Source organism: Corynebacterium sp. p3-SID1194 (assembly GCF_025144155.1).
Taxonomy (GTDB): domain Bacteria; phylum Actinomycetota; class Actinomycetes; order Mycobacteriales; family Mycobacteriaceae; genus Corynebacterium.
Window position 1 is genome coordinate 1 of the sequence record NZ_JALXWY010000005.1, and the last position, 22053, is coordinate 22053.

Below are 22053 nucleotides of genomic sequence, written 5' to 3' on the forward strand. Positions count from 1 at the left end.
GGGTTTTCGCGATCGCATAGGGCAGATCGCATAGGGGACATCGCATAGTGCACCCGACCACGGAACCTCAGCGCGTCCGAGGCAGTCCAATTAGGCATGACCTTCTTCCGCACATATCTCGCCGTCCTTTCCACCATCACAGTCGCGGTCGTGCCGTTCCCCACACCGCATTCGCTTTTCGACGTCCCCTCCCACCCCCAACCCCGCCATACCGTTCTCGGCTACGAGCGCGAAAACTTCGGCGACGGTTGGGGCACGCAGCACTCCGGCTGCACCACCCGGGAGGCTGTCATGGCCAGCGCGTGGCAGATCGATTCCTGCGCTCTGCCCTACCGCCAATGGGACATGTCCGCCGCCGCACCGTTCGACGACCCGTACACCGGCGCCCCACTCGACCCGTCCGAGGTGGAGATCGACCACATCATTCCCCTGCGCGCCGCGTGGGATTCCGGCGCCCACGCCTGGCCGGAGGACAAACGCATCGCCTTCGCCAACGACCCGCTCAATCTCGTGGTCACGTCCCGCACCGCGAACCAGGCTAAGTCCGATTCCCTTCCCAGCGAATGGGTGCCGCCGAAAAAGAATGTCCGCTGCGACTACGCCCGACGTATCGCGCTGATCGCACGCACTTATAGTCTTGCGCTCCCGAAACCGGACGTGCGCGCCATGCGCCGCCAATGTTCAGGTGTGCGTGGCCTTGTAGATTCTTTCGTCCCAGCTGGGACAATTCCGTTGCATTCCGTAGAGTAAGGTGCCATGACAACATTTCTGCTTTTCCTGCACGTCGCCGCCGCTGTTCTTCTCATCGGCCCGGTGACCGTCGCCGTGTCCGCGTTCCCGAAGGCCGCTCAGAAGGCCGAGTCCGGTTCGGAAGAAGCTGTCGGCCGCGCTTCCTTCCTGCACAGCTTGTCCACCAAGTACGGCCTGATCTCCCTGCTGGTCCCGCTGCTTGGCGGCGGCCTGCTCGCCTTCGACTGGGAGACCCACAAGTCCAACTACTGGATGCACACCGCGATCGTGCTCAGCGTCCTCGCCTGGGTCTTCCTGTTCGCCATGGTCATCCCGCAGCAGCGCAAGATGATGGGCAGCCTCGGTGCCCTGCACCCGGCTGACGCCGACCCGCGCGATATTGCCACCAATTTCGATTCCGCTCGCGTCAAGGCTGCTGCCGGCGGCGGCATCTTCTCCCTGCTGTGGTTCCTCACGCTGATCCTCATGTTCCTGCCGACTCCGGCTTAAGACCAGCGGCATCTCGCCCCCAGCGGTTTAGTGCTTAGTGCAAGGCGCTAAACCACCGGGGGTTTCTTTCATTCTGGCTCTGACACCGGCAGCAGTGAGGGGGGACGAGGCCAAGCCCCGCCTAGAAGAACCCGAGGACCTGGCCTGCCAAGGGCACCGCAGCTACCACGATCAGCAGCAGGTAGCCGATGATCGCGCCGGGGCTGAGCGCACCGTTAGACGAGGATCCAGTGGCGCTGGCGTTCTGCGGGGAGTCAAGAGGGTAGCCCTCATAGGCCGGCGCAGTCGGGCCGGGTGTGCCGGTGGGCAAGAAGATGGAGGTGTCGTCGATAGGCACGACGCCCGGATTCGTGCGCTCGGCGAGGTAACGGGTCAAAGCCCAGTTCTTGAAGGACTGGAACGTGTCGGTCGGGCCGTCTGCGGGGAACGTGGCGCGCAGGAATCGTGCGTGGACTTTCTCGCCGCCGTCGCGCGGGGAATGCAGCTTCGGGTTCAAATGGCCGGACATGACGCCGACCATCCCGCGACCGGGAATGAACACGGGGCCACCGGAATCGCCCTTCTGCCCCGTGACGCCGATGGCGAAGAGCTCGTGGCCGAAATCGGCGGCGGCGCGCCCGCAATGGGAACCGAGGGTGCCGCGGTGCGTGGTGGCGCCGTGGAAGCAGACCTTCTCGCCGGGGCGCACCTCCGACGGACGGATCAGGGTGTCGCCTGTGATGTTATTCGGGGCGAGACGCACATTGTCGTTCCACTCGATATAGCCCCAGTCATTCGGCGACTGAAGGTCCGAATACAGCGGTGAAACGCGCAGATGACCAAGCACAGGCGAGCGCTTGGTGTAATCCGATGGATCGAGTAAGCGCACCCCCGCACCGTCGGCACCGCAGTGCGCGGCGGTGAAGCTGCGCTGGTTGTCGGCATCGTTGTAGCCGATCGTGCACAGGCTGTCAGTGTCGTCCACGACGAACGGCATGCCCTGGTACACAGCCGATGGCACCGCCGCCGAGGCAGGCGCGACGCCGCCGGCAATCACGCCAGAAGCAGCTACACCCGCGCACGCGAGCGCGGCGCCCGATTTCAGCGCAGCAGAACGCGCCCGCAGTGCGACGCGCTGCAGGCGAATAGAGAGCTCATTGTTCACGGACTGCATGACACCTACTGCCCTACGGGTTCCGGCCTAGTCGCGCCAGCCGCGGTCGCGGCCGCCACGTCCACCACGGTCATCGCGATCGCGGCCACCACGGCCGCGTCCTCCACCGCGGCCGCCGCGGTAGCCGCGGTCACGGTCGTCGTCACGCTTGCGGTAACCGCCGCGTCCACCACGGCCACGCGGCGGTGCGCCGGTGTCGCGCTGGATATTGATCAGCTGGCCGGAGATGCGCGTGTCGGTGAGGCGGTCGAGGACAGCCGGGTCGAGATTCTTCGGCAGTTCGACGAGCGTGAAGTCGCCGCCGATGGTGATGCGGCCGAAGTCACGGTTAGTCAGGCCGCCCTCGTTCGCCAGCGCGCCGACGATGGCGCCCGGGCGGACGTGCTGGCGCTTGCCCACGTCGAGACGGTAGGTGTCGAAGTTCGGGTCGTCGTTCTGGAAACGGTTGCGCCCGCCACGGTCATCGCGGTCACGACGGCCACGGCCACCGCGGTCACGACGGTCATCGCGGTCCCAACGGTCGCGGTCGCGACGATCGCGCTTGTCCTTCGGCGGCTCTTTCATCAGGAATTCGTCGCCGGAGGTCTGGGCTGCAAGCGCGGCGGCGATATCTTCCATCGGCACGTCGTGATCGGCGGAGTAGCTGCGCACCAGGCTGCGGAAGAGATCCATCTGGTCGTTCTCGAGCGACTCGGTAATCGAATCGGAGAACTTGGCCATGCGGGAGACGTTGACCTCGTCCACGGTGGGCAGGTCCATCTCTTCGATCTTGGCGCCGGTGACCTTCTCGATGGAACGGAGCATGCGGCGCTCGCGCGGGGTGACGAACAGGATCGCCTCGCCCGTTCGGCCGGCACGGCCAGTTCGTCCGATGCGGTGGACGTAGCTTTCCGTGTCGTTCGGGATGTCGTAGTTGAGCACGTGCGAAATGCGCTCAACATCCAGACCGCGTGCGGCGACGTCGGTGGCGACGAGAATGTCCAAGCGCCCGTCGCGAAGCTGGTCGACCGTGCGCTCGCGCTGCTGCTGGGCGATGTCGCCATTGATCGCGGCGGCGGAGAACCCGCGCGCACGGAGCTTCTCGGCGATCTCTTCCGTCTCGTGCTTGGTGCGCACGAAGACAATCATGCCGTCGAATTCGGTGACCTCGAGAATGCGCGTGATCGCATCGAGCTTGTTGCGGTGCGCGGTGAACAGGTAGCGCTGGGTGATATTCGTGTTCGTGCGCGTCTCGGACTTGACCGTGACCTCAGCCGGGTCGTTCAAGTACTGCTTGGAGATGCGGCGGATGCCGTTCGGCATCGTCGCGGAAAACAGCGCAACCTGCTTGTCGTCTGGGGTGTCCTCGAGGATGCGCTCGACGTCTTCCTGGAAGCCCATGTTGAGCATCTCGTCGGCCTCATCGAGCACGAGGAAGCGCAGGTCGGAGATGTCCAGCGAGCCCTTCTCCAGGTGGTCGATGACACGGCCCGGGGTGCCCACGATGACCTGCGCACCCCGGCGTAGACCGGACAGCTGAATGCCGTATGCCTGGCCGCCGTAAATCGGCAGGACCGAGATACCGCCCAGGTGGTCCGCGAAGGACTGGAAGGAATCAGACACCTGCAGCGCCAGCTCACGCGTCGGCGCGAGCACGAGCGCTTGCGGGTGACGCGCCTTCTTGTCGATCTGGGCGAGCACCGGCAGCGCGAACGCCGCCGTCTTGCCCGTACCCGTCTGCGCGAGACCGACCACATCACGGCCTTCCATCAGCAGCGGGATCGTCTGCGCCTGAATCGGCGACGGCTCCTCGAAGCCGACCTTGCGGATCGCGGCCAGCAGATCATCCGGCAGGTCGAGCGCGTCGAAGCCAGTGCTTATCGACGCCTCCTCTGCCCCCTTTCCGCCGTTATCCTCAGCGGAACTCCCGTTCACAGTCTCGTCGTTGTTCTGCTCCGCAGCTTCGTCTGCGGCCCCTGTTTCGTTCACGTTCCCATTCTTATCTGCAGTGCCTGCAGCGTCCGAAACACTTGCTGTTTCGCCCTGCGTCTGCGCCTCGGGGCCAGACGGCACCTGATCTGCATTCAGATCGTCGGTGTTTTCCGTCTCAGCCGGGGTATTCGCCTGCTGTTCTTCAGCGGCGTTGTCATCAATACTCATCACCGCCAAAGCCTACCGTCAACGCGGGCCACATAGCTATTTACAGCGGGTACAGCGCCTGCCCGGCGCGTGCGGAGGTCTAGCGCGGCCCGCGACCGCCTTCACCCCAGCCGTTTTCTACCGCCGCGGCGGCTGGTTCGGCCCCGACCCCGGCCCCTGCTGGCCGTACGGATTCTGGTCCAAATACGAACTGGGCCTTCCCTGCCCGCCCGGCGCGCCCGGGTGGTCCGGCCGACCCTGCTGGGAGAAATCGTCCACGAAATTGACCGTCTCACGGATACGCTGCCGCTCCCGGTGGCGGCCGACGAGCGCGAGGATGACGCCCACAAGGAGCACAAAGGCCGCGGCCATGCCGCCGAAGATCCCTCCGAAGAGCCCGAGCAGACCGGAGCCGATCTTGTCGATGTCCTCCTTCTTCGCCAGCATCACGTCACGGTCGCAGGAAAAGGAGTAGTCGCCTTCTTCCTCCGTGACGATCTTGTTGTGGGTGACCCACGCGTCATCGCCCTCACCCAGCGTCACCGACGTTGCGGTGGTCTGAGTCTCGATCTTCTCGCCGGACGGCGATGTGATCGTGCACTCGGGCAATCCCGATGCGTCGCCCCGGCGGAAGAGACGGTATTCCGACTTCACCATGAGATTCGCCGTGCCACTGCCACCGTTGATCTCTATTTTCGGGGTGTCCGCGACCTGCTTCATACCGCCTCCCCCGACGAACACTCCGAAAAGGATCGCCGCGACCAGCCCGATCCCGCCAATCACCGACAACGCAATGCCGAATTTCTTCATTTACGCGCCTTTCTCGACTCACCCAATACCCACGTTGCCTGCACCGCCTGGCCCGCCATGCTGTGGGGCATCTAACGCTCATGGCGCGCCAGCTTGTCTATAGATTAACCGTGATGCCGGTCACAGGCAGGGCTTTCTCCGATCACCCCGCCCGCAGCAACGCATGAACCAACCGCAGCCACACATGAACAAACCGCACCAACGCATCAAGCAACCGCACCAGCGCACCGCATAGACTGAACGCTTATGCGCACCTCCCGCCGACTCCGTTCCGCCGCCGTTCTCCTCGCCGCGTCCGCGCTCGCCCTCGCCGGTTGCTCCGGCGCCGAGGACGAGCTCGCCGAGCCCGCCCTGACCACCGTGGAGACCTCCGCCGCCGAGCAGCCCTCCTCCGAGCAAAAAGACGAGCAGACAGACGAGAAGTCAACCGAAAAGAAAGATGACGGCAAGGCCGAAGACGAGAAGGAGAAGGACAGGAAAGAAGAAAAGAAGGACGACGAGCCCAAGGACGACCGCTCCAATGTCGCCGCCGGCACCGTCTGCGGCGAGGCGGGCTCCCGGGGCGACGAGGGCACGCTCTCCATCGTCACGCTTGACGACGGCATGGACTGCGACGAGGTGATGGAAGTCTTCACCGACTACATGTCCGGCTCCCCGTCAGGCCAGCCCCCGCAGGGCTCCGGCGCATTCTGGACTGCGCCGAACGGCTGGTTGTGCGCCAGCAACGCCTTCCTCTTCCCCGGCGACGAGGACCAGAAGTTCAACAAGTACCCCTCTTGCGGCCCGCAGGACGTGAACAAGAGCGCCGTCGCGATTCCCGCTGCGCGCATCAGCGAACTCCCGGTTTAGCCCCCAACACAAAAACCACGAACAGCCGCGCCATGGCTGAACCGATCACCTGCATCAACCAGCGCAGGTACCCGGCGTTCCACATCGTGGCGCCAGGCGGCTGAATCAACGATCCGAACGGCCTGTGCTTTTTCAACGGCCGCTACCACGCCTTTCTACCAGCACCACCCGTACTCGGCGGGCAGCAACGACGCCGACGACATCTGGTCCGGTTCCGTATTCGTGCACGACGGCACCCACACCCTGTCCTCTCTCGACTTCTCCGGCGAAGGCGACCGCACGCTCACCCTCACCGCCGTGAGCGGACCCGCCGATGTGACGGCCACGATCGAAGAGCTTTCCCGCTAGCCATCCAGCCCCACCTTCTAGGCCCGCCGCATACGACATAAACTCATCACTATGCATTCCTTCTCCCGCCGCATTATCACCGCCGCCCTTCTGGCCACGACCGCATTAGCTGTTACTTCCTGCTCCGATACCCAAGACGACAGCGCCTCGCCTGCCCTCACCACGGTCGAGTCCTCCGCTGCCGAAACCTCTACACAGTCCTCCGCCTCCGAGCAGCCGTCGTCCACCGCCAAGGACACCGCTCCCAGCAGCGCGAAGAAGGACGACGCCGACGAGAAGGACAACAACAAGGAAGACGAACAGGCGAAGGAAGAAAAGCCCGATAAAGACGGCGACAAGGTCGACATGGCCAGTGCCCCGTCCGGCACACACTGCGGTGAAATCACCGACAACCAAGGCGACCCGCTCCTCGTCATCGCCATCGCCGACGGCGCCGATTGCACCACAGGCGTCGAGATGGTGAAAACCTACCTGTCCCCCAACCCGCCGGGAACGATGCACCCAGGCTCTGCCGCCATTTGGGAATCCCCCGACGGCTGGGCCTGCTCCGCCCGCGTCATCCCGCCCGGGGCCAACGACGAACCCGCAAACCGCAAGATCGGCTGCGGCCCCAACACCAGCGACCGAACCGTCATCCTCCTCAGCCCCGACGAAGCGCCGACGTACGGCCTGTAATCCGACAGCAAGCCCACTAGTCTCGAACGCATGTCGAAGCTCATCAACGTCACCGGTGCCGTCATCATTCGCGACGGCGCAGTCTTCGCCGCACAGCGTGGCCCGGGCAAAGCGCTCGCCGGCATGTGGGAATTCCCCGGTGGCAAGATCGAGCCAGGCGAAACCCCGGAGGAATCACTCGCACGCGAGCTCAAAGAAGAATTGCTCGTCGACGCCACCGTGGGTGACCACGTCACTACTACTGAGTACGAATACGACTTCGGCACAGTTCGCTTGTCGACGTATCACTGTGTTCTCTCCCCCGATGCGGAGCCCACCCTCACCGAACACGCTGATGCACGTTGGATCCCGTTGACTGAGCTGAAAGAACTTGAGTGGGCACCGGCGGACATTCCAGCAGTGAATCTCATCGCTAAGTAGATCAATGAGCACGGCGCAATCACTGAGCAGCCTCGAGGCTGACACATTTTTCGGCTACATCGACCGGCAGACGCTGTCTGAGCGGATCCAAAACCCTTCGCTTGTTGCCAACGCCGAAGACAATACGATGCTGGCAGCTCTTCGCGCTGAGCTTAAGACAGCAATGTCATTCACGATCTCCGTCGCTTTCGTTACCAATGGCGGAATAGGTGCGCTGAAGGAAGCCCTCGTCGGCTTCAAAGGCCACGGCTTGATCATCACCTCGGACTACCAGGACTTCAATTCGCCGGACGCCCTCCGCGAGTTACTCCAGCTCCGGAATGTCGACGTCCGAATCATGAGTGGTCGTGCCCATCATGCCAAGGGCTATGTTTTCGAGCATGGCGATCATGTGACCGCTTTGGTCGGCAGCTCGAATCTCACGCGCGATGCGCTCATCGATAATTCCGAATGGAATTTGAAATTCTCCACCCACCAAGACGGTGACATCGCCGACCAGTTGAACTCCGCCCTGCAGCGCCATGCCGAAACCTCGGAGCCTCTCACCGAGCAGTGGATTCACGCCTACAGCCAGCGACGCCAGCCCCCAATCTTTCCATCGAACAATGTCGAGATCGAGGGCACACCCCATCAACAAGCGAAAATCTTGCCGAACAAGATGCAGACTGAGGCCCTGGATCGCCTGGGAGAGCTAATCGACTCTGGTGAGAACCGCGCACTGATCATCTCCGCGACAGGCACTGGAAAGACGATTTTGGCAGGTCTCGCTGCTCGAAATTTCGATCCTGAGCGAGTTCTGTTCGTTGCTCATACAGCACAGATTCTTCGCAAAGCCGCGACAGAATTTCAGCGCGTTTTCCAAACAGACGCCGACGAAACTGGCTTCTTCATCGGTCAACTGCGCGAGATTGATCGACGTTTCACCTTCGCGACGGTTCAATCGCTTTCCCGGATTGAAAACCTCGCCGATATTTCACCGAAGCAATTCGACTACATCATTATTGATGAGGTCCACCGCTCAGGCGCCGAATCCTACATGCGCATCATCGACCACTTCCGTCCTGATTTCCTCTTGGGGCTGACCGCTACCCCGGAGCGCACAGATGGGTTCAACGTTTACGAACTCTTCGATCACAATGTGCCCTTCGAAATCCGTCTGGGCGATGCACTGGAATCTCGGATGCTCGTTCCCTTCGACTACTACGGAGTCTCTGACTACGAGTCGATGAATGGTTACATGATCTCCGACGATTCAACCGTGGTGGAGAAAGTCGCCCGTGAACGCGTCGAGCACCTCGTGCAAGTGCTCGAGGACTACAGCTTTCCCAGTGGCACAAAAGGACTGATTTTCTGTAGTTCCAATAAGGAAGCGGCACGCCTCTCCCAGGAGCTGAACAAATACACGCTCTACGGAAAACCCCTTCGAACCGTTTCCTTGAGCGGTGCAGATAGCATCCAGCACCGAGAAGACACCGTCGAAAAGCTACAAGCCGGCGAACTCGACTTCATCATCACCGTAGACATCTTCAATGAGGGAATCGACATCCCTGACGTCAACGTGATCATGATGCTTCGCAGCACACAGTCATCGATCATTTTCACGCAACAGCTGGGACGTGGCCTTCGGAAGGCAAAGTCTAAAGAGACTCTTCGCGTCATCGATGTCATCGGCAATTACTCGAATAACTACCTCATTCCGATTGCCTTGACTGGTGACCGTTCCGGTGACCCTGACAGTGCGCGTGAGACTGTGCGACGTTCGCGCACTCATCCGGTGGCGGGCTCCTCGACAATCAGCTTCGATGAGGTCACTACTGAACGCATCCTCGAATCGTTGAAGCGTGCCAACCTCATCGACAAGCGGAAGTGCAAGGAGGCGATTCTCAATCTTGAGTACCGCCTCGGTCAGCTTCCGCGCCTCATCGACTTCGAGACGCACGAGTCGATCAACCCCTACCTGATGGCCAGCAAGTACAAGAATTACTGGTCGCTGCTCCACTCTCTGAAGTTCGTCGACGCCGGCCCATCCGAAAAAGAGCGTGGTTTTCTCACCATGCTTTCGGCGATCTTGCTCAGCGGGAAGCGCCCACAGGAGCTCTTGCTGCTCAAAACCCTTTGTGAGCAAGGCTCGATACCCGTGCAAACATTCGCTGATTCTTTGGCGGCTCAAGGTCTCGACCACAGCGAAGCCTGCCTGAACACCGTCGAGCGGGTTCTCAATCTCCAGTGGTTCACCGAGTCTCAGCGACTCTCCTTCGGCGATCTGCCCCTAGTAGTGAGGGAAGGAAGCGTTTTCAAGCTCAGCGATGACTTCCGGATGCTCTACCGCTCCTATGCAGACACCGAACATTTTTCAGCAGTGAGCTTCCGCGATTACGTCGACGACCTTATCGAGGCTGGCCTCCTTCTGAATCGCAAGAACTTCAACGGAAGCGACCAGTTCATCCAAGGCAAGCGCTACTCCCGCCGCGATGTTTGCCGCCTGCTCAACTGGGCGAACAACCAGGAGTCGACTGTGTACGGATACAAGACCGACAAAGCGACGATGACGTGCCCGATTTTCGTGACCTACCACAAGGACTCAGAGATCTCGGAGAGCATCCGCTACGAAGACACACTCATTGACCGTTCAACCTTGCACTGGTTCACACGCAATCGACGCACTTTGAAGAGCAATGAGCTTCAGCCGATCCTCAATGGCGATGCCGACCTCCATCTCTTCGCCAAGCGCGAAGACGCCGAGGGAACCGAGTTCTACTACCTCGGACAAGCTGACTCGACCAATCCTCAGCAAACCGAGATGATCGGCAAGAACAATAAGCCCGTCGACGTTGTGACCACAGACTTGAAACTCCGGGTCCCGCTACCTGCCGAGCTATTCGACAGCCTCACTGCCCGTAAGACGGTGGCTGCACGTTAAAGACACCCCGAACGTGCAGTACCTGGATTGAACGCCTAGGTTTATGTCTGAACTTGAGACAGTTTCCGGAGGATACATGCCGAGCATCAAGACCCTTAGCTTCTTCAACAACAAAGGCGGTGTCGGCAAGACGACGCTCTCCACGAACGTTGCCTACAACATCGCCACCAAGGGAAAGCGTGTTCTGTACGTTGACTGCGATCCTCAGTGCAACGCCACGCAATTGATGCTGACAGAGCGTCAAACGAACGAAATCTACGACGGTAACCCCGACCCAGAGATTGCCCGGCGGGAATCACTCTTGAAAACCGTCTACGGCGTTTTCATCCCGCTGAGGGAGGGCGAACCAGAGATTGAAACGGAGATACCGGTCCACCGCTCGGAGCGGTTCAAAGTCGATGTGATGGCTGGCCATCCTCGGCTTTCTCAAATTGAAGACGTCATGTCGGCTGCGTGGCAAACTGCATTGAGCAGGGAAACTGCCGCGTTCCGCCGCGTTCATTGGGCCGGGCAGCTCGTCACCGCAATGGAAGATGAGGACCGGTATGACTACATCCTCTTCGACGTCGGTCCGAGCCTTGGCCCCTTCAACCGAACCGTCCTTCTCGGCTGCGATGCATTTGTCACCCCAACAGCAACGGACTTGTTCAGCTATCACGCATTCGGAAACCTTGCCCGTTGGTTTGATGAATGGGTTGCCGAATACTCCGAGATGTCCGAAGCGAATATTGCAGCTTGGAAGTCTTTCTCCGCCAGCTTTGAGAAGAAATCTCGAAACCTACGCCTTGGTGGGCAGAATGACCACAACTTGAAATATCTTGGCTATACGACGCTCGAATACGTGAAGAAGAAGGCTAACGGTAAGGAACAACTCGTTGGCGCCTTTGAGCGTTTTCGAGACAAGTTCGCTGATGAAGCTCGCCTGATCGGTCGTACGCTCGGTCAATCCGACGATGAGTATCTACTTGGGCATGTTCCCCACATGCATTCGATGCCGGCTACCGCGCAGGATGTGCACTCACCGATTGCAGACTTGAAATACCAGGATGGCTTGAAGGGCTCCGCGAATGCACAGCGGGATAGCTACGCCGAGAAAATCAAGAGCATTGCTGACACAGTTTTCGAGCGTTTGAACTCAAACTAATCCTCCGCCCGCAAGTGCCGGAGCTTCTCCAGGGCAGCGTCGCCGGCGGCGATGCGGTCGAGGATGTGGGAGGCGTCGTCGAAAAGCGTCCATGCGTGCTCGATGGTGGCGGTGTCTGTGTGGGTGATGATGCGGGCGTTGGGGTCGCGCTCCCAGAAGTCCTTCGTGTCGGCGACGGAGGTGCCGCGGGTCAGTTCGCTGTCGGCTTCGACGTCGACGGTGGTCAGCTGGCCGTCGGTGGGGATGGCGTCGATGGCGGCGAGAACGGTGAACAGGTCGTGGATCTGGGCCTGGTAGCCCTCCCCCATCTCTTCGTGGAATTCGAAGTAGAAGCGGGTGATGGGGGCAAGCTGTTCCGCAATGGGGGCGGTGCCGAGGGTTTGTGTGATGCGGTCGAGAAGCTCAGGGGTGAGAAGCATCTGCTCCGTGGCGTTGAGGGGGCATACGGTGATCGGTGCGGGGGCGGTCGCGAAGACTTCCTTGGCGGCGTGGGGGTCGACCCAGAAATTCCACTCGGCGGTGGGCGTGGTGTTGCCCGGGTAATTGAACGCCCCGCCCATGACGGTGATGTGGCGCAGCTTCGCGTAATGGTCCGGGTGGAGGCGGCGGAAGGCGGCGAGGTTGGTCATGGGGCCGGTGACGATGAGGTGGAGGTCGTCGGTGCCGCGGTCGATCGCGTCGATCCAGAGGCGGTCCCAGTCGTGTTCAACGTGGCGGTCGGGGGCGTTCGCGTAGCCGAGGCCGGCGTCGCCGTGGGTCTCCGGGGTGGTGACGAGCTCCCACTCGAGGGGTTCGGGGACGCCGGCGGCGAGCGGGATGATGGGCAGGCCGCACAAGGTGAGGATCCAGGCAGCATTGCGCGCACACTGGTCGGCATCCACGTTGCCGCTGGTGGTAGTCACGCACTCGAGTTCGTGTGTGCCGGCGTGCGCGGCGGCCGCGAGGTAGATCAGCGCGTAGGTGTCGTCCACGCCCGGGTCACAGTCGTAGATGATGCGCATTAGTGCTCCTTCGCGGGGGTTGGCGTGGTTGTCCGGTTCGGACGGGTCTCCTGCCCCATGATCGCCCAGACGGTGAAGGCGCACGCAGCGATCGCGCCGCACACGGCGAAGGCGACGGGGAATCCGTGGGACTGCGCCAGCGCGCCGATCACAATCGGGCCGAGGACCTGGCCGGCGTCACCGCACATCTGGAACAACGACAGTGCCTTACCGCCGGAGCGATCGTTGCCGATGATGTCCGCCAAGGTCGCCTGCTGGCTCGGCACGAGCAGGCCGCCGCCGACGCCGGCAAGGGCAGACAGTGCGATCAGCGGCCAGAAGCTCGTGGCAAAACCGAGGGTCGCCGTCGCGACAACGGTGGTCGCCAGACCGGTGAGGATCATGGGCTTGCGGCCGATCTCGTCGGCAAGCCGGCCAGAAAATTGCAGCGTCACCGCATTGCCAGCAGCGAATGCCGCGAGAGCGAGACCAGCCATCGCACCGCCGTGCGCGAACACGGACGCCGCGAACAGCGGGAGGATCGCCACGCGCACGCCCATATTCACCCAGCCTTGAGAGAACATCGACGCGAGCAAACTCCGGTAGCTGGGGTGACTAAGCGCCTCATCGAGACGCATCGGCGGGCGCGCGGCGCGGTCCACATCGCGGTCGGACTTGGGCAGCTTCGCCCACACCACGAACGCGGCCAGGCCCACGCCGATCCCGTAAATCACGAACGGCCAGCGCATGCCCAAAAACGACAAGCCCGCGCCGGCGATCGGCCCGATGATATTTCCCAGCAGGAATGCCGTCGCATACGTCGAACTTGCCCGCCCGCGGATCTGCGGCGGCGCGACTTTCACAATCAGCGCCTGCGCCGAGATCGTGAACATCGTCGACCCCAGACCAGCCAGAAAGCGCAGCACCATCATGTGCCAATATTCCTGCGCGATAGCGACCAAGCCGGTGGTCACCGCAACAATGAAAAGGCCGGAGAGATAGATCTTTCGCGAGCCGAGCTTATCGACGAGCCGTCCCGCCCCCGGTGCCCCCACCAACCGTGCTGCGGAGAACACCGACACCACGGCCGCTGCCGCCGCCATCGAGACACCGAAGCTCTCCGCGAACTGAGGGATGATCGGCGCGATCAGTCCGTAGCCGAGCGCGATCAGGAATGCCGCGGACACGAGCACCCAGATCTCCTGCGGGATCGGCGGCACCGGTCCGCGCGCGGCCTTCGCTTCGGCGCGGGCATGCCGATGTGCAGCCCAACGGCTGGTCTTAGAGGGGGTTGTCATAGCGCCCAACAGGCTACCCGTTTCGGTCCGTAAAGCCACGTCGCGCTTAGTTTTGCAACACGCGTTCGAAATAGTGTTCGAATGAGGGTGCGGTTGTGTCCGGGTCGCTTCGTAATTTGTGAGCCATGACGAACACACGAGAACTCGCCCAGCAGATCCGCTCCACCTACTCCGACGCCCTCAACCGCTTCGAGGCAGTGATCCACCACCCGCGCTCACTCGCCCGCCCGACACCCGCGTGGCGGCCACCGACACGGGAGCTGCCACGCATCGGCCACGGACCACAGCTCAAGGCGGCGGTCACCCGCCGCCGCGTCGGACCTCGCGCGCAAGCCCGCATCAAGGGCTTCGGCGAATCCCACGTCCCCGCTTATCTGATTGAGGTCCGCTTCACCGATGCCACCGGCATCACCGTCGACCGCGACCTCGCCGAGGCCTGGGTCCGCGCCCTCGTTCCGTCGTCCATGGCAGGCGCCGTCCACGAGGTCTACTCCCCGACCGGCACCACATTCGTCTGGCTCGTAGACGGGACCTTCACGCCCGTCTACTCCCCCGCCTCCATGTTTGAGGGACTAGCAGCTGCTTAGTCCTCGTCGTCGGTGTCGTCTTCTTCGTCGTCGCCTTCGTCGTCGTCCTCATCATCGTCGAGGTCGTAGTCGTCGAAGTCGTCCTCGTCATCATCGTCGAGGTCATCGAGGTCGTCCTCGGTGTCCTCCTCGGCGTCATCGTCATCGTCCGGGTCATCGGCGCCGAAGATGTCGTAGACATCGGGCTCGTCGAAGTCTTCGTCGTCGAACGGGAGGAGCTGGGACTCCCAGTCCTCGGCGTGGTCGGCGGCGAGAGACAGGACATCGAAGAGGCGGTCGAAGTCGAAGAAGACGCCGAGGTCGAGGGTCTCTACTTCGGCGACAGCCTCCGCGTGAAGGCTGGCGAAGAGGCGCTCGCGGTCTTCGTCGGTCAGCTCGGCGTCGCCGTCGGATTCCCACAGCTCGCCGATCGCGTCGTCCAACAGGTCGTCGTAGGACTCCGGCAGCGCGATGAACGTGACTGCCGCGCACGGGGTGCCGTCCTGCAGCTCCACCTGGACCTGCAGCTCAGCATTGTCGCCTACTTCGGCGCGGACCAGATTCGGGTCGACCGGGTCCTGGAAGAAATCCAGGTCGCCGATGCGCTCGTCGGTGCCCTCCAGCAGGTCGCTGAGCACCGTGATCACCTGGTCGGTAGCCATGTGCTTCACCGCGGTCTGCACGGCGTCTTCCACCGAGAACACGACGGAGACGAGCACGGTCTCGAATTCGTCATCGTCCTCGTCGACGTCGGCAGCGGCGATGTACACATTCGCAGCGGGAAGAAGCGGATCGATCTCCACGAAGTGGATCTCCACATCCGAGGTGATTGGCACGAACATCGTGTCGTCGTGCACGCGCGACTCGATCCCTTCACGGTCGAGGCCTGCGGCGATGTCCTCGAAAAAGCTCATGACGGCAGCTCCCTCCTGCTGGATTTTTAAGACGCGTTCCGCCTGGCCGACCCCAGCCTAGCCAGGTTCCCCCGGCACCGCACCGGATCAACGAGGATTCGTATGTGCTTATGCCTTCATGGGCTCGCCGCGTGCGATGGAGTCAGAGCACGTCATCGGGTTCAAGACCGAGGAAATCAGTGACGCTTTCAAGCACCTCCGGGCGGCCGGTGCCCCAATTGGTGAATTTGAAGCCTTCCCACGCGCGGCGTTTCTCCGCCTTCGGGTCGCGCACCACCTTCGGGTCGGCGCTGATCACGGCAGTGGCGCGGCCCGGGGCGTCCTCGGAGCGGAAACCGTAGACCGGCCATTCGTCGCCGACCTGCCCGGTGTGGAAGAACGAACCCCAGTTGCGCTGCATCATCTCGCTGACTGTCTCGAAATCGCTTTGGGGGCCGAGGCGCTGCAAAATCCCGGCGGGACTGGAATACGGTTCGCCGAAGACTGCCTCCAAGTCGGCGGTGTGCACGGCCCCGATACCGAGGCGCTTGACCGCTGGGGCGGCGTGGTCGAAGTGGTACATCCACACATCGGCGACGTGGCGGTGCTCCGTAGCCAGGCGCACCGAGGGTGCCCAGAAGACGGCGTCGGCGATGAGCTCCGCGAAATCGGAACGGGTCTGCGCGCCGTTGTACGCCTCCAGGATCGCGTCGGCATGCCCCGGATCGAACACTTCGAGCAGGCGGCGGGCGGCGCGTTCACGGGACCGGTTGAACACGTACATCGCCTTGGTGAAGCTGGCCTCGCCAGAATTCGACCCGATAATGAGCGGCACCGGTGCTTCCTCATTGGCCGTGAACACGTCGATCGGGTGCGCGGGCAGCACCTCACCATCGACGGTGGGCATGAACGCGAGGTTCAGATACGGCAGCTCACCGCTGCGGATGAGCAGCGAATTGCCCACACGGACAAGCTCTTCACCGTCGACCTCACGCAGGTCTTGGAGGGTGGAAAGGCGGGACAGGCCCATGCCGTCGAGAAGCTTGCGCACCCACATTGCCGCCTGGATGCGAGTGTGGACCGCGGCGGCGGGCGTGGATTGCGCGACGGCGCCGTGGAACAGCCCGCGCGCCGGAGGCGAGGACATCAGCGTTGTCACGGAAGCTGCGCCCGCAGATTCGCCCATGATGGTCACGCGCTCAGGGTCACCGCCGAAGCCAGCGATATTCTCGCGCACCCACTGAAGCGCGAGAATCTGGTCCATCGTCCCCGGATTAGCCACGCAATCAGCGCCCAGCGAGCGCAGGTCCAGGTAACCGAGCACGCCGAGGCGGAAATTGATCGACACGTAGACGATGTCCGTGGCCTTCGCGAAGCGGTGTCCCTGCAGCACCTTCTCGTGCGAGGAACCAGTCAGAAATGTCCCGCCGTGCATGTACACCACGACCGGGAGCTCGTCGTCGGTGTCGGGGCGCACGATGTCGAGCACCAGGCAATCCTCCGTGCCTTTGACTCGGTCATTCCAGCCGTACGTGCCCTGCATCGCCGGGTGCGCGAACTTGCTCGCATCGTGCTCGCCGTCCCACGGCTCGGGCGGATGCGGGGCGCGGAAACGCGCGTCCCCACCCGTGGGCGCACCGAACGGCACGCCGCGCCATGTGCGCATGCCCGTCGTCGGGTCCACAATGCCGCGGACGAGTCCAGCGGTGGTGCGCACGACGGGTTCGGTGACCATGCCTTGCCACTGTAGCCATGCCAGCGCGTACGGGCAGACGCTTGACGACGACCCACCCCGTCCTCCTATAAATTGGTGTGCATTGGCTTTCACGGGCCAGACGACACTGCACCCCAGCGCGTGCCCACCATGCAGGCGCGAACAAAGGAGATGCCACACCATGGCCCTGTTCAAGAAAGACAAGAAGAACCAGCTGGCTGCTGCGCCGACTGAGCTGGACGCGAAGACCATTGAGCAGAACGCGAACCTGTGGGGCCGTTCGTTCATCCGCGGTCTGGACCGCGCTGTGCGCCTGCAGTCCGGTGTGATCCGCGCGTACGTCGACCACCTGCGCCGCTCGAATCCGGAGGCCTCGCCCGCTGAGATCCAGGCGATGATGGACAAGCACTTCATGTACGCCGCCTCCGGCACCGGTGCTGGAGCTGGTGGCGCTGCTGCTATCCCGGGCATCGGTTTCTTCACCGGTGCCGCCGCGGTCGCCGGCGAATCCCTCGTATTCGTGGATCTGGCAGCCGTCTACACCGTCGGCTCCGCCTACCTCCGCGGCGTGGACATCTCGGATGCGGAGCGCCGCCGTGCCATCGTTTTGATGGTGCTGTCGGGTTCGCAGGGCGCGGCGATCGTCGATACGCTCATGGGCCCCGATGCCCAGAAGGTCCCCTCCATTGCGACGGTGTCCAAATTCTCCGGACCGACCTTGAGCCAGGCCAACAGCCTGCTCACCCGCCAGCTGCTGAAGTCCATGAAGAAGCGTCTGCGCCGCATGTGGCTGGGCAAGCTCATGCCGCTGGGCATCGGCGCCGTCGCCGGCACCATGGCCAACCGTGCCCTGGCGAGGAAGGTCATTGAGGGCCTTGGCCCCAACCTCGGCCAGCCGCCCGCCGAATTCGCCAATGAGCTGCCCGCGAAGTCCGAGGCCGAAGACGAGATCGACAAGGCCGAGAAGAACAAGAAATTCCGCGTCAAGGCCCTCGTCGACGTGTTCAGTCGCTTCCGCGACAGTGACAAGGACGGCGACAACGACGACCGCGAGGCCGACAAGGACGAGGCAGCCGCCGCAGCAGTACTCGACGCCGCATCCGAGGACTAGCCGGGGGCAGCGAGAATCTCACACTCGGGAAACAAGGGCGCGGGACGGGCAGGGGTCGTCGATAAGCTGCGCGGGCATCTGCTCACCCGGTCGTTGCAAGCCAACCGCGGATTTGCTGCGCTCACCCTCGTCACAGCGGTGCTCGCGGCAGTGCTGCAAACGACGCTGCCGGGGCTGACCGGCACCGCCGTCGACGTCGCCACTGGCGCGCGCGATGGTTCCGTTACGACCATCGCATGGGCGATGGCCGGAATCGCCGTCTCCCAATTCGCCTTCCAAGTCCTGCGCCGCTGGGCCGCCGGCAATCTGGCCACGCGCTCGCAGCACTACGTGCGCGTGGAGCTTTTGAAAACGCTGCACCGCCTCGACGGGCCGGGCCAAGACCACATCGTCACCGGGCAGATCGTGTCGCGCTCCATTACGGATCTGGGCCAGCTGTTCTCCGTTCTGGCGCTGAGCCCCATGGCGTTTTCGCGCCTGGTCCAGCTGATCCTCACCGTCGCCGTCATGGCTTGGCTGGATCTTCCCCTAACACTCATGGCCCTGGCGTTTTTGCCAGTCATCGTCTGGGTGGCCAACCGCTCCCGCCGCTCGATGTACGCCGCCACGTGGGCGAATCAGCAGACCGCAGCCGACCTGACCAGCCACGTCGAGCAGACTGTCTCCGGCGTGCGCGTGGTCAAGGCCTTCGGTCGGGAAGACCACGAAATCGATGTCCTCGATGGACTCGCGCGGCGCCTCTACGCCGTGAAAATGCGCGCAGCGAATCTCACCGCCTCTTTCCAGCCCGCGCTGAGCCAGCTACCGAACCTCGCGCTCGTTGTCACGATCGTCGCCGGCGGCATCATCGCGCTAAACGGCGGTATGACAGTCGGCGGCTTCGTCGCATTCACCGCGTATCTCAGCTCGCTGACGTCGCTGATGTCCATGCTGGCGAACACGTACGTCACGCTCCAGATGGGCATGAGCGGCATCGACCGGCTCGACGAGGTCTTGCAGCTCGCGCCCGAGCGCCCCGACCCCTCAACCCCGCGCACGCTGCCCGAGGGCCCGGTCGGCATCGCATTCAACGACGTCACCTTCACCGCCGACGGCCGCCGCGTTCTCGACGGTTTCAATCTCACCGTCGCGCCGGGCGAGCAAGTCGCGCTCGTAGGGCCAGCAGGTTCCGGCAAGTCGATGGCCGTGCAGCTCGCCGGGGCGTTCTACACCCCCGAGAGCGGGCACCTCGCACTAGTTACGCCCGACGGCCAGATCCCGTACAGCGAGCTCACCCACGCCGACATCCGCAGCGCCGTCACGTGTGTTTTCGACGAAGCTTTCCTGTTCTCGCTGTCCATCCGCGACAACATCGCCATGGGCGCCGACGTCACCGACGCCGAGATCGCCCACGCCGCGCGCATGGCCTGTGCCGACGAATTCATCAGCCAGCTTCCCGACGGCTACGACACCGTCGTCGGCGAACGCGGCCTCACGCTATCCGGCGGCCAGCGCCAACGCATCGCGCTCGCCCGCGCACTCCTATCGCGCCCGCGCGTCCTCATCCTCGACGACGCCACCTCCGCCATCGACGCCGCAACCGAAGCAGACATCCTCGCCAACCTGCGCGACAACCTCCCCGGCGCCACCATCATCGCCGTCGCGCACCGCCAATCCACGGTCGAGCACACCGAACGCGTCATCATCGTGGACCACGGCACATCGCTTATCGACGCTCCCCTCACCCCCGCCCTTACCCACCCCTCCTACACGGCCCTCATGGCCCCCGGCGACACCACTTCCGACTCCCCTCCTCCCGCTAATCCCTCCCATGACCAGCTATGGCCCGACCTGCCCGACACCTCGCCTCACGAACACGTTCTCACCTCCTCCGGCACAGGTGGCGGCGGCGGTGGTGGCGGTGGCCGCGCCCGCGTTGTCACCGCGACACCTGAACTCTTAGAGCGCCTCGAAGCGCTGCCCGACGCCGACGAAGAGCCCACCGGCACCATCCCTGCGGGACTGCGCGCGATGTTCTCCTCGGTCAAATGGCTGATCGCGGCAGTCACCGCCCTCCTCGTCGTGGGCGTGCTCGCGGACTTAAGCTTTCCGACGCTGGTCCGCACAGCCGTCGACCAGGGCATTGCCACCGGCAATGAGCGCACCCTCTGGTTCGTCTCCGGCGCCGCCCTGACCGTTGTCCTCATCGCGTGGGCCGCCAACGCCGCGATGACCGTCTTATCCGCCCGCTCCGGCGAGCGCCTCCTCTACGGCCTACGCGTGCGCAGCTACGCCCACCTGCAGCATCTCGGACTGAGTTATTTCGAATCGCACCTCTCGGGCCGGATCATGACGCGGATGACGACCGACATCGACACCCTGTCCAGCTTCCTGCAGACAGGTCTCGCTCAAGCGATCGTCTCGGTGGGCACCCTCATCGGCGTGGCCGCAATGCTCGTCGCCACCGACGGCTCCCTCGCCCTGACCGCCCTCTACGCCGTTCCGGTCATCGCGCTGATCACCGTCGTCTTCCGCCACTACTCCAAGCGATTCCACGCTGCAGCCCGCGCCCAGATCTCCGCCGTCAACGGCGAATTCGCCGAGCTCATCGGCGGGATCCGCATCAGCCAAATGCACCGCATGGAACCGTCTGCCGAAGCGCACTTCACCGCAGAAAGCGAGACCTACCGGCGCTTGCGCATGCGATCGCAGCTCCTCGTGGCCACCTACTTCAACGGCATGCAAATGATCTCCCAGATCATGACCGCCATCATCATCGCCATCGGAGGCGCACGCATCGCCGACGGCACGCTCACCGTCGGCGTCCTCGTCGCCTTCACCATGTACCTCACCCAGCTCTACGGCCCCATCCAGCAGCTCGGCCAAATCTTCGACTCCTGGCAGCAAGCCACCGTGAGCTTCGACCGCATCCGCGCGCTTCTCGACGAACCCACCACCGTCCCCGATACCGGCACCACCCCGCACGCCTCCAACGCCGCCCGCGGACCCCTCGCCCTCGACGGCGTCACCTTCTCCTACAGCGCACGCCCCGATTCCCGCGATTCAGCCGACGCAGCCGAACCGACCAGCGCTTCTCCGGTCGCGCTGTCAGATGTCACCGTCACCTTCCAGCCCGGCGAGACCGTGGCGCTGGTGGGGGCGACGGGGGCGGGCAAGTCGACCGTCGTCAAGCTGCTTGCCCGTTTTTATGATCCCGTGACAGGCGCTGTGACCGCGAGCGGAACCGACATCCGCGAATTCCCCTTGTCCGACTGGCGACGCGCACTCGCGCAAGTCCCCCAGGAGTCCTACCTGTTTCCCGGGACCGTGGCCGACAACATCGCGTACGGCGCGCCCGATGCCAGCGAAGCCGAGATCGAAGACGCCGTGCGGCGCATCGGCGCACTCGGCATCATCGCCGCCATCCCCGGCGGCTTCAACCACCGCGTCGGCGAACGCGGCCGCGGCTTGAGTTCCGGCCAACGCCAAATCATCGCGCTCGCGCGCGCCGAAATGCTCCGTCCCGACGTCGTGCTTCTCGACGAAGCCACCGCCACCCTCGACCCCGCCACCGAACGCGCCGTCCTCGACGCTTCCGGACGCGCCACTGCTCACCGCACCGCAATCATCGTCGCGCACCGCCTCGCCACCGCTGCAAAGGCCGACCGAATCCTCGTGATAGACCAAGGACGTATCATTGAAGACGGACCCCACACCGACCTGCTCAAGCGGGGCGGAAAGTATGCAGTATTGTGGGCTGTTAGCCATTGATTGACAATGACCGACAAAGCAATCAAAAGCACCCAGAGAACGAAGAAACGAGGCGAGTACCTGCC

Annotated in this window: 18 protein-coding genes; 11 read left to right on the top strand and 7 right to left on the bottom strand. The window is 63.2% G+C overall.

The window, feature by feature from the left end; translation table 11 throughout:
• The first annotated feature begins 96 nt into the window (after positions 1-96).
• Positions 97-750, top strand: coding sequence for an HNH endonuclease family protein (locus M3G19_RS05135; protein WP_259901199.1), 654 nt, complete (start codon positions 97-99; stop codon positions 748-750).
• Positions 751-756: 6 nt separating this feature from the next.
• On the top strand, positions 757-1239 hold the full coding sequence (locus M3G19_RS05140) for a DUF2269 domain-containing protein (RefSeq protein WP_259901200.1): 483 nt from the start codon (positions 757-759) through the stop codon (positions 1237-1239).
• 121 nt (positions 1240-1360) lie between these two features.
• Here M3G19_RS05140 and M3G19_RS05145 read toward each other — a convergent pair whose 3' ends face one another.
• The 3 genes from M3G19_RS05145 to M3G19_RS05155 all read right to left on the bottom strand — a co-directional run bounded on the left by M3G19_RS05145 (position 1361) and on the right by M3G19_RS05155 (position 5320).
• A complete protein-coding gene (locus M3G19_RS05145; RefSeq protein ID WP_259901201.1) occupies positions 1361-2392 on the bottom strand; it encodes a S1 family peptidase in 1032 nt (343 codons plus the stop codon).
• Positions 2393-2419: 27 nt separating this feature from the next.
• Complete coding sequence (locus M3G19_RS05150; protein WP_259901202.1) at positions 2420-4531, bottom strand: DEAD/DEAH box helicase; 2112 nt, start codon at positions 4529-4531, stop codon at positions 2420-2422.
• Positions 4532-4648: 117 nt separating this feature from the next.
• Positions 4649-5320 carry a hypothetical protein gene (locus tag M3G19_RS05155; protein WP_259901203.1) on the bottom strand — a complete coding sequence of 224 codons (672 nt, stop codon included), beginning with the start codon at positions 5318-5320 and terminating at the stop codon, positions 4649-4651.
• 246 nt (positions 5321-5566) lie between these two features.
• On the opposite strand from M3G19_RS05155, the gene M3G19_RS05160 reads away from it, so the two are divergent.
• The 6 genes from M3G19_RS05160 to M3G19_RS05185 all read left to right on the top strand — a co-directional run bounded on the left by M3G19_RS05160 (position 5567) and on the right by M3G19_RS05185 (position 11676).
• Positions 5567-6169, top strand: coding sequence for a hypothetical protein (locus tag M3G19_RS05160; protein ID WP_259901204.1), 603 nt, complete (start codon positions 5567-5569; stop codon positions 6167-6169).
• Positions 6170-6391: 222 nt separating this feature from the next.
• The gene (locus tag M3G19_RS05165; protein ID WP_259901205.1) at positions 6392-6517 is read left to right on the top strand and encodes a hypothetical protein; all 126 of its coding nucleotides are present in this window, start codon (positions 6392-6394) and stop codon (positions 6515-6517) included.
• Between the two features lie 51 nt (positions 6518-6568).
• A complete protein-coding gene (locus tag M3G19_RS05170) occupies positions 6569-7192 on the top strand; it encodes a hypothetical protein (RefSeq protein WP_259901206.1) in 624 nt (207 codons plus the stop codon).
• Positions 7193-7222: 30 nt separating this feature from the next.
• The gene (locus M3G19_RS05175) at positions 7223-7612 is read left to right on the top strand and encodes a (deoxy)nucleoside triphosphate pyrophosphohydrolase (RefSeq protein WP_259901207.1); all 390 of its coding nucleotides are present in this window, start codon (positions 7223-7225) and stop codon (positions 7610-7612) included.
• Positions 7613-7616: 4 nt separating this feature from the next.
• Positions 7617-10532: a DUF3427 domain-containing protein gene (locus tag M3G19_RS05180; protein WP_259901208.1), complete on the top strand. Its 2916-nt coding sequence runs from the start codon at positions 7617-7619 to the stop codon at positions 10530-10532.
• An 85-nt stretch (positions 10533-10617) separates the two neighbouring features.
• Positions 10618-11676, top strand: a complete 1059-nt coding sequence (locus tag M3G19_RS05185) for an AAA family ATPase (protein ID WP_311198338.1) — start codon at positions 10618-10620, stop codon at positions 11674-11676.
• On the opposite strand, the gene M3G19_RS05190 is transcribed toward M3G19_RS05185, so the two are convergent.
• Both M3G19_RS05190 and M3G19_RS05195 read right to left on the bottom strand, forming a co-directional pair.
• Complete coding sequence (locus tag M3G19_RS05190; RefSeq protein WP_259901210.1) at positions 11673-12677, bottom strand: nucleoside hydrolase; 1005 nt, start codon at positions 12675-12677, stop codon at positions 11673-11675. The two genes, M3G19_RS05185 and M3G19_RS05190, sit on opposite strands and share 4 nt — an antisense overlap.
• Positions 12677-13954 carry an MFS transporter gene (locus M3G19_RS05195; RefSeq protein WP_259901211.1) on the bottom strand — a complete coding sequence of 426 codons (1278 nt, stop codon included), beginning with the start codon at positions 13952-13954 and terminating at the stop codon, positions 12677-12679. The genes M3G19_RS05190 and M3G19_RS05195 overlap by 1 nt, the downstream gene beginning before the upstream one ends.
• A 125-nt stretch (positions 13955-14079) precedes the next feature.
• On the opposite strand from M3G19_RS05195, the gene M3G19_RS05200 reads away from it, so the two are divergent.
• Positions 14080-14541, top strand: coding sequence for a hypothetical protein (locus tag M3G19_RS05200; protein ID WP_259901212.1), 462 nt, complete (start codon positions 14080-14082; stop codon positions 14539-14541).
• Here M3G19_RS05200 and M3G19_RS05205 read toward each other — a convergent pair.
• On the bottom strand, positions 14538-15434 hold the full coding sequence (locus tag M3G19_RS05205; RefSeq protein WP_259901213.1) for a hypothetical protein: 897 nt from the start codon (positions 15432-15434) through the stop codon (positions 14538-14540). The genes M3G19_RS05200 and M3G19_RS05205 overlap by 4 nt on opposite strands.
• Before the next feature lie 142 nt (positions 15435-15576).
• Entirely contained in the window at positions 15577-17148 is a 1572-nt protein-coding gene (locus M3G19_RS05210; protein WP_259901214.1) for a carboxylesterase/lipase family protein, read from the bottom strand.
• A 166-nt stretch (positions 17149-17314) separates the two neighbouring features.
• On the opposite strand from M3G19_RS05210, the gene M3G19_RS05215 reads away from it, so the two are divergent.
• Both M3G19_RS05215 and M3G19_RS05220 read left to right on the top strand, forming a co-directional pair.
• Complete coding sequence (locus tag M3G19_RS05215; protein ID WP_396121751.1) at positions 17315-18238, top strand: hypothetical protein; 924 nt, start codon at positions 17315-17317, stop codon at positions 18236-18238.
• Positions 18239-18331: 93 nt separating this feature from the next.
• Positions 18332-21988, top strand: coding sequence for an ABC transporter ATP-binding protein (locus tag M3G19_RS05220; RefSeq protein ID WP_259901216.1), 3657 nt, complete (start codon positions 18332-18334; stop codon positions 21986-21988).
• Positions 21989-22053: the final 65 nt, after the last annotated feature.

Bases quoted from the DNA above. Each gene is read 5' to 3' on its own strand.
- M3G19_RS05140 (WP_259901200.1), top strand. From the start codon at position 757: ATGACAACATTTCTGCTTTTCCTGCACGTCGCCGCCGCTGTTCTTCTC.
- M3G19_RS05175 (WP_259901207.1), top strand. From the start codon at position 7,223: ATGTCGAAGCTCATCAACGTCACCGGTGCCGTCATCATTCGCGACGGC.
- M3G19_RS05135 (WP_259901199.1), top strand. From the start codon at position 97: ATGACCTTCTTCCGCACATATCTCGCCGTCCTTTCCACCATCACAGTC.
- M3G19_RS05155 (WP_259901203.1), bottom strand. From the start codon at position 5,320: ATGAAGAAATTCGGCATTGCGTTGTCGGTGATTGGCGGGATCGGGCTG.
- M3G19_RS05200 (WP_259901212.1), top strand. From the start codon at position 14,080: ATGACGAACACACGAGAACTCGCCCAGCAGATCCGCTCCACCTACTCC.
- M3G19_RS05180 (WP_259901208.1), top strand. From the start codon at position 7,617: ATGAGCACGGCGCAATCACTGAGCAGCCTCGAGGCTGACACATTTTTC.
- M3G19_RS05160 (WP_259901204.1), top strand. From the start codon at position 5,567: ATGCGCACCTCCCGCCGACTCCGTTCCGCCGCCGTTCTCCTCGCCGCG.
- M3G19_RS05190 (WP_259901210.1), bottom strand. From the start codon at position 12,677: ATGCGCATCATCTACGACTGTGACCCGGGCGTGGACGACACCTACGCG.
- M3G19_RS05210 (WP_259901214.1), bottom strand. From the start codon at position 17,148: ATGGTCACCGAACCCGTCGTGCGCACCACCGCTGGACTCGTCCGCGGC.
- M3G19_RS05145 (WP_259901201.1), bottom strand. From the start codon at position 2,392: ATGCAGTCCGTGAACAATGAGCTCTCTATTCGCCTGCAGCGCGTCGCA.
- M3G19_RS05205 (WP_259901213.1), bottom strand. From the start codon at position 15,434: ATGAGCTTTTTCGAGGACATCGCCGCAGGCCTCGACCGTGAAGGGATC.
- M3G19_RS05150 (WP_259901202.1), bottom strand. From the start codon at position 4,531: ATGAGTATTGATGACAACGCCGCTGAAGAACAGCAGGCGAATACCCCG.
- M3G19_RS05170 (WP_259901206.1), top strand. From the start codon at position 6,569: ATGCATTCCTTCTCCCGCCGCATTATCACCGCCGCCCTTCTGGCCACG.
- M3G19_RS05195 (WP_259901211.1), bottom strand. From the start codon at position 13,954: ATGACAACCCCCTCTAAGACCAGCCGTTGGGCTGCACATCGGCATGCC.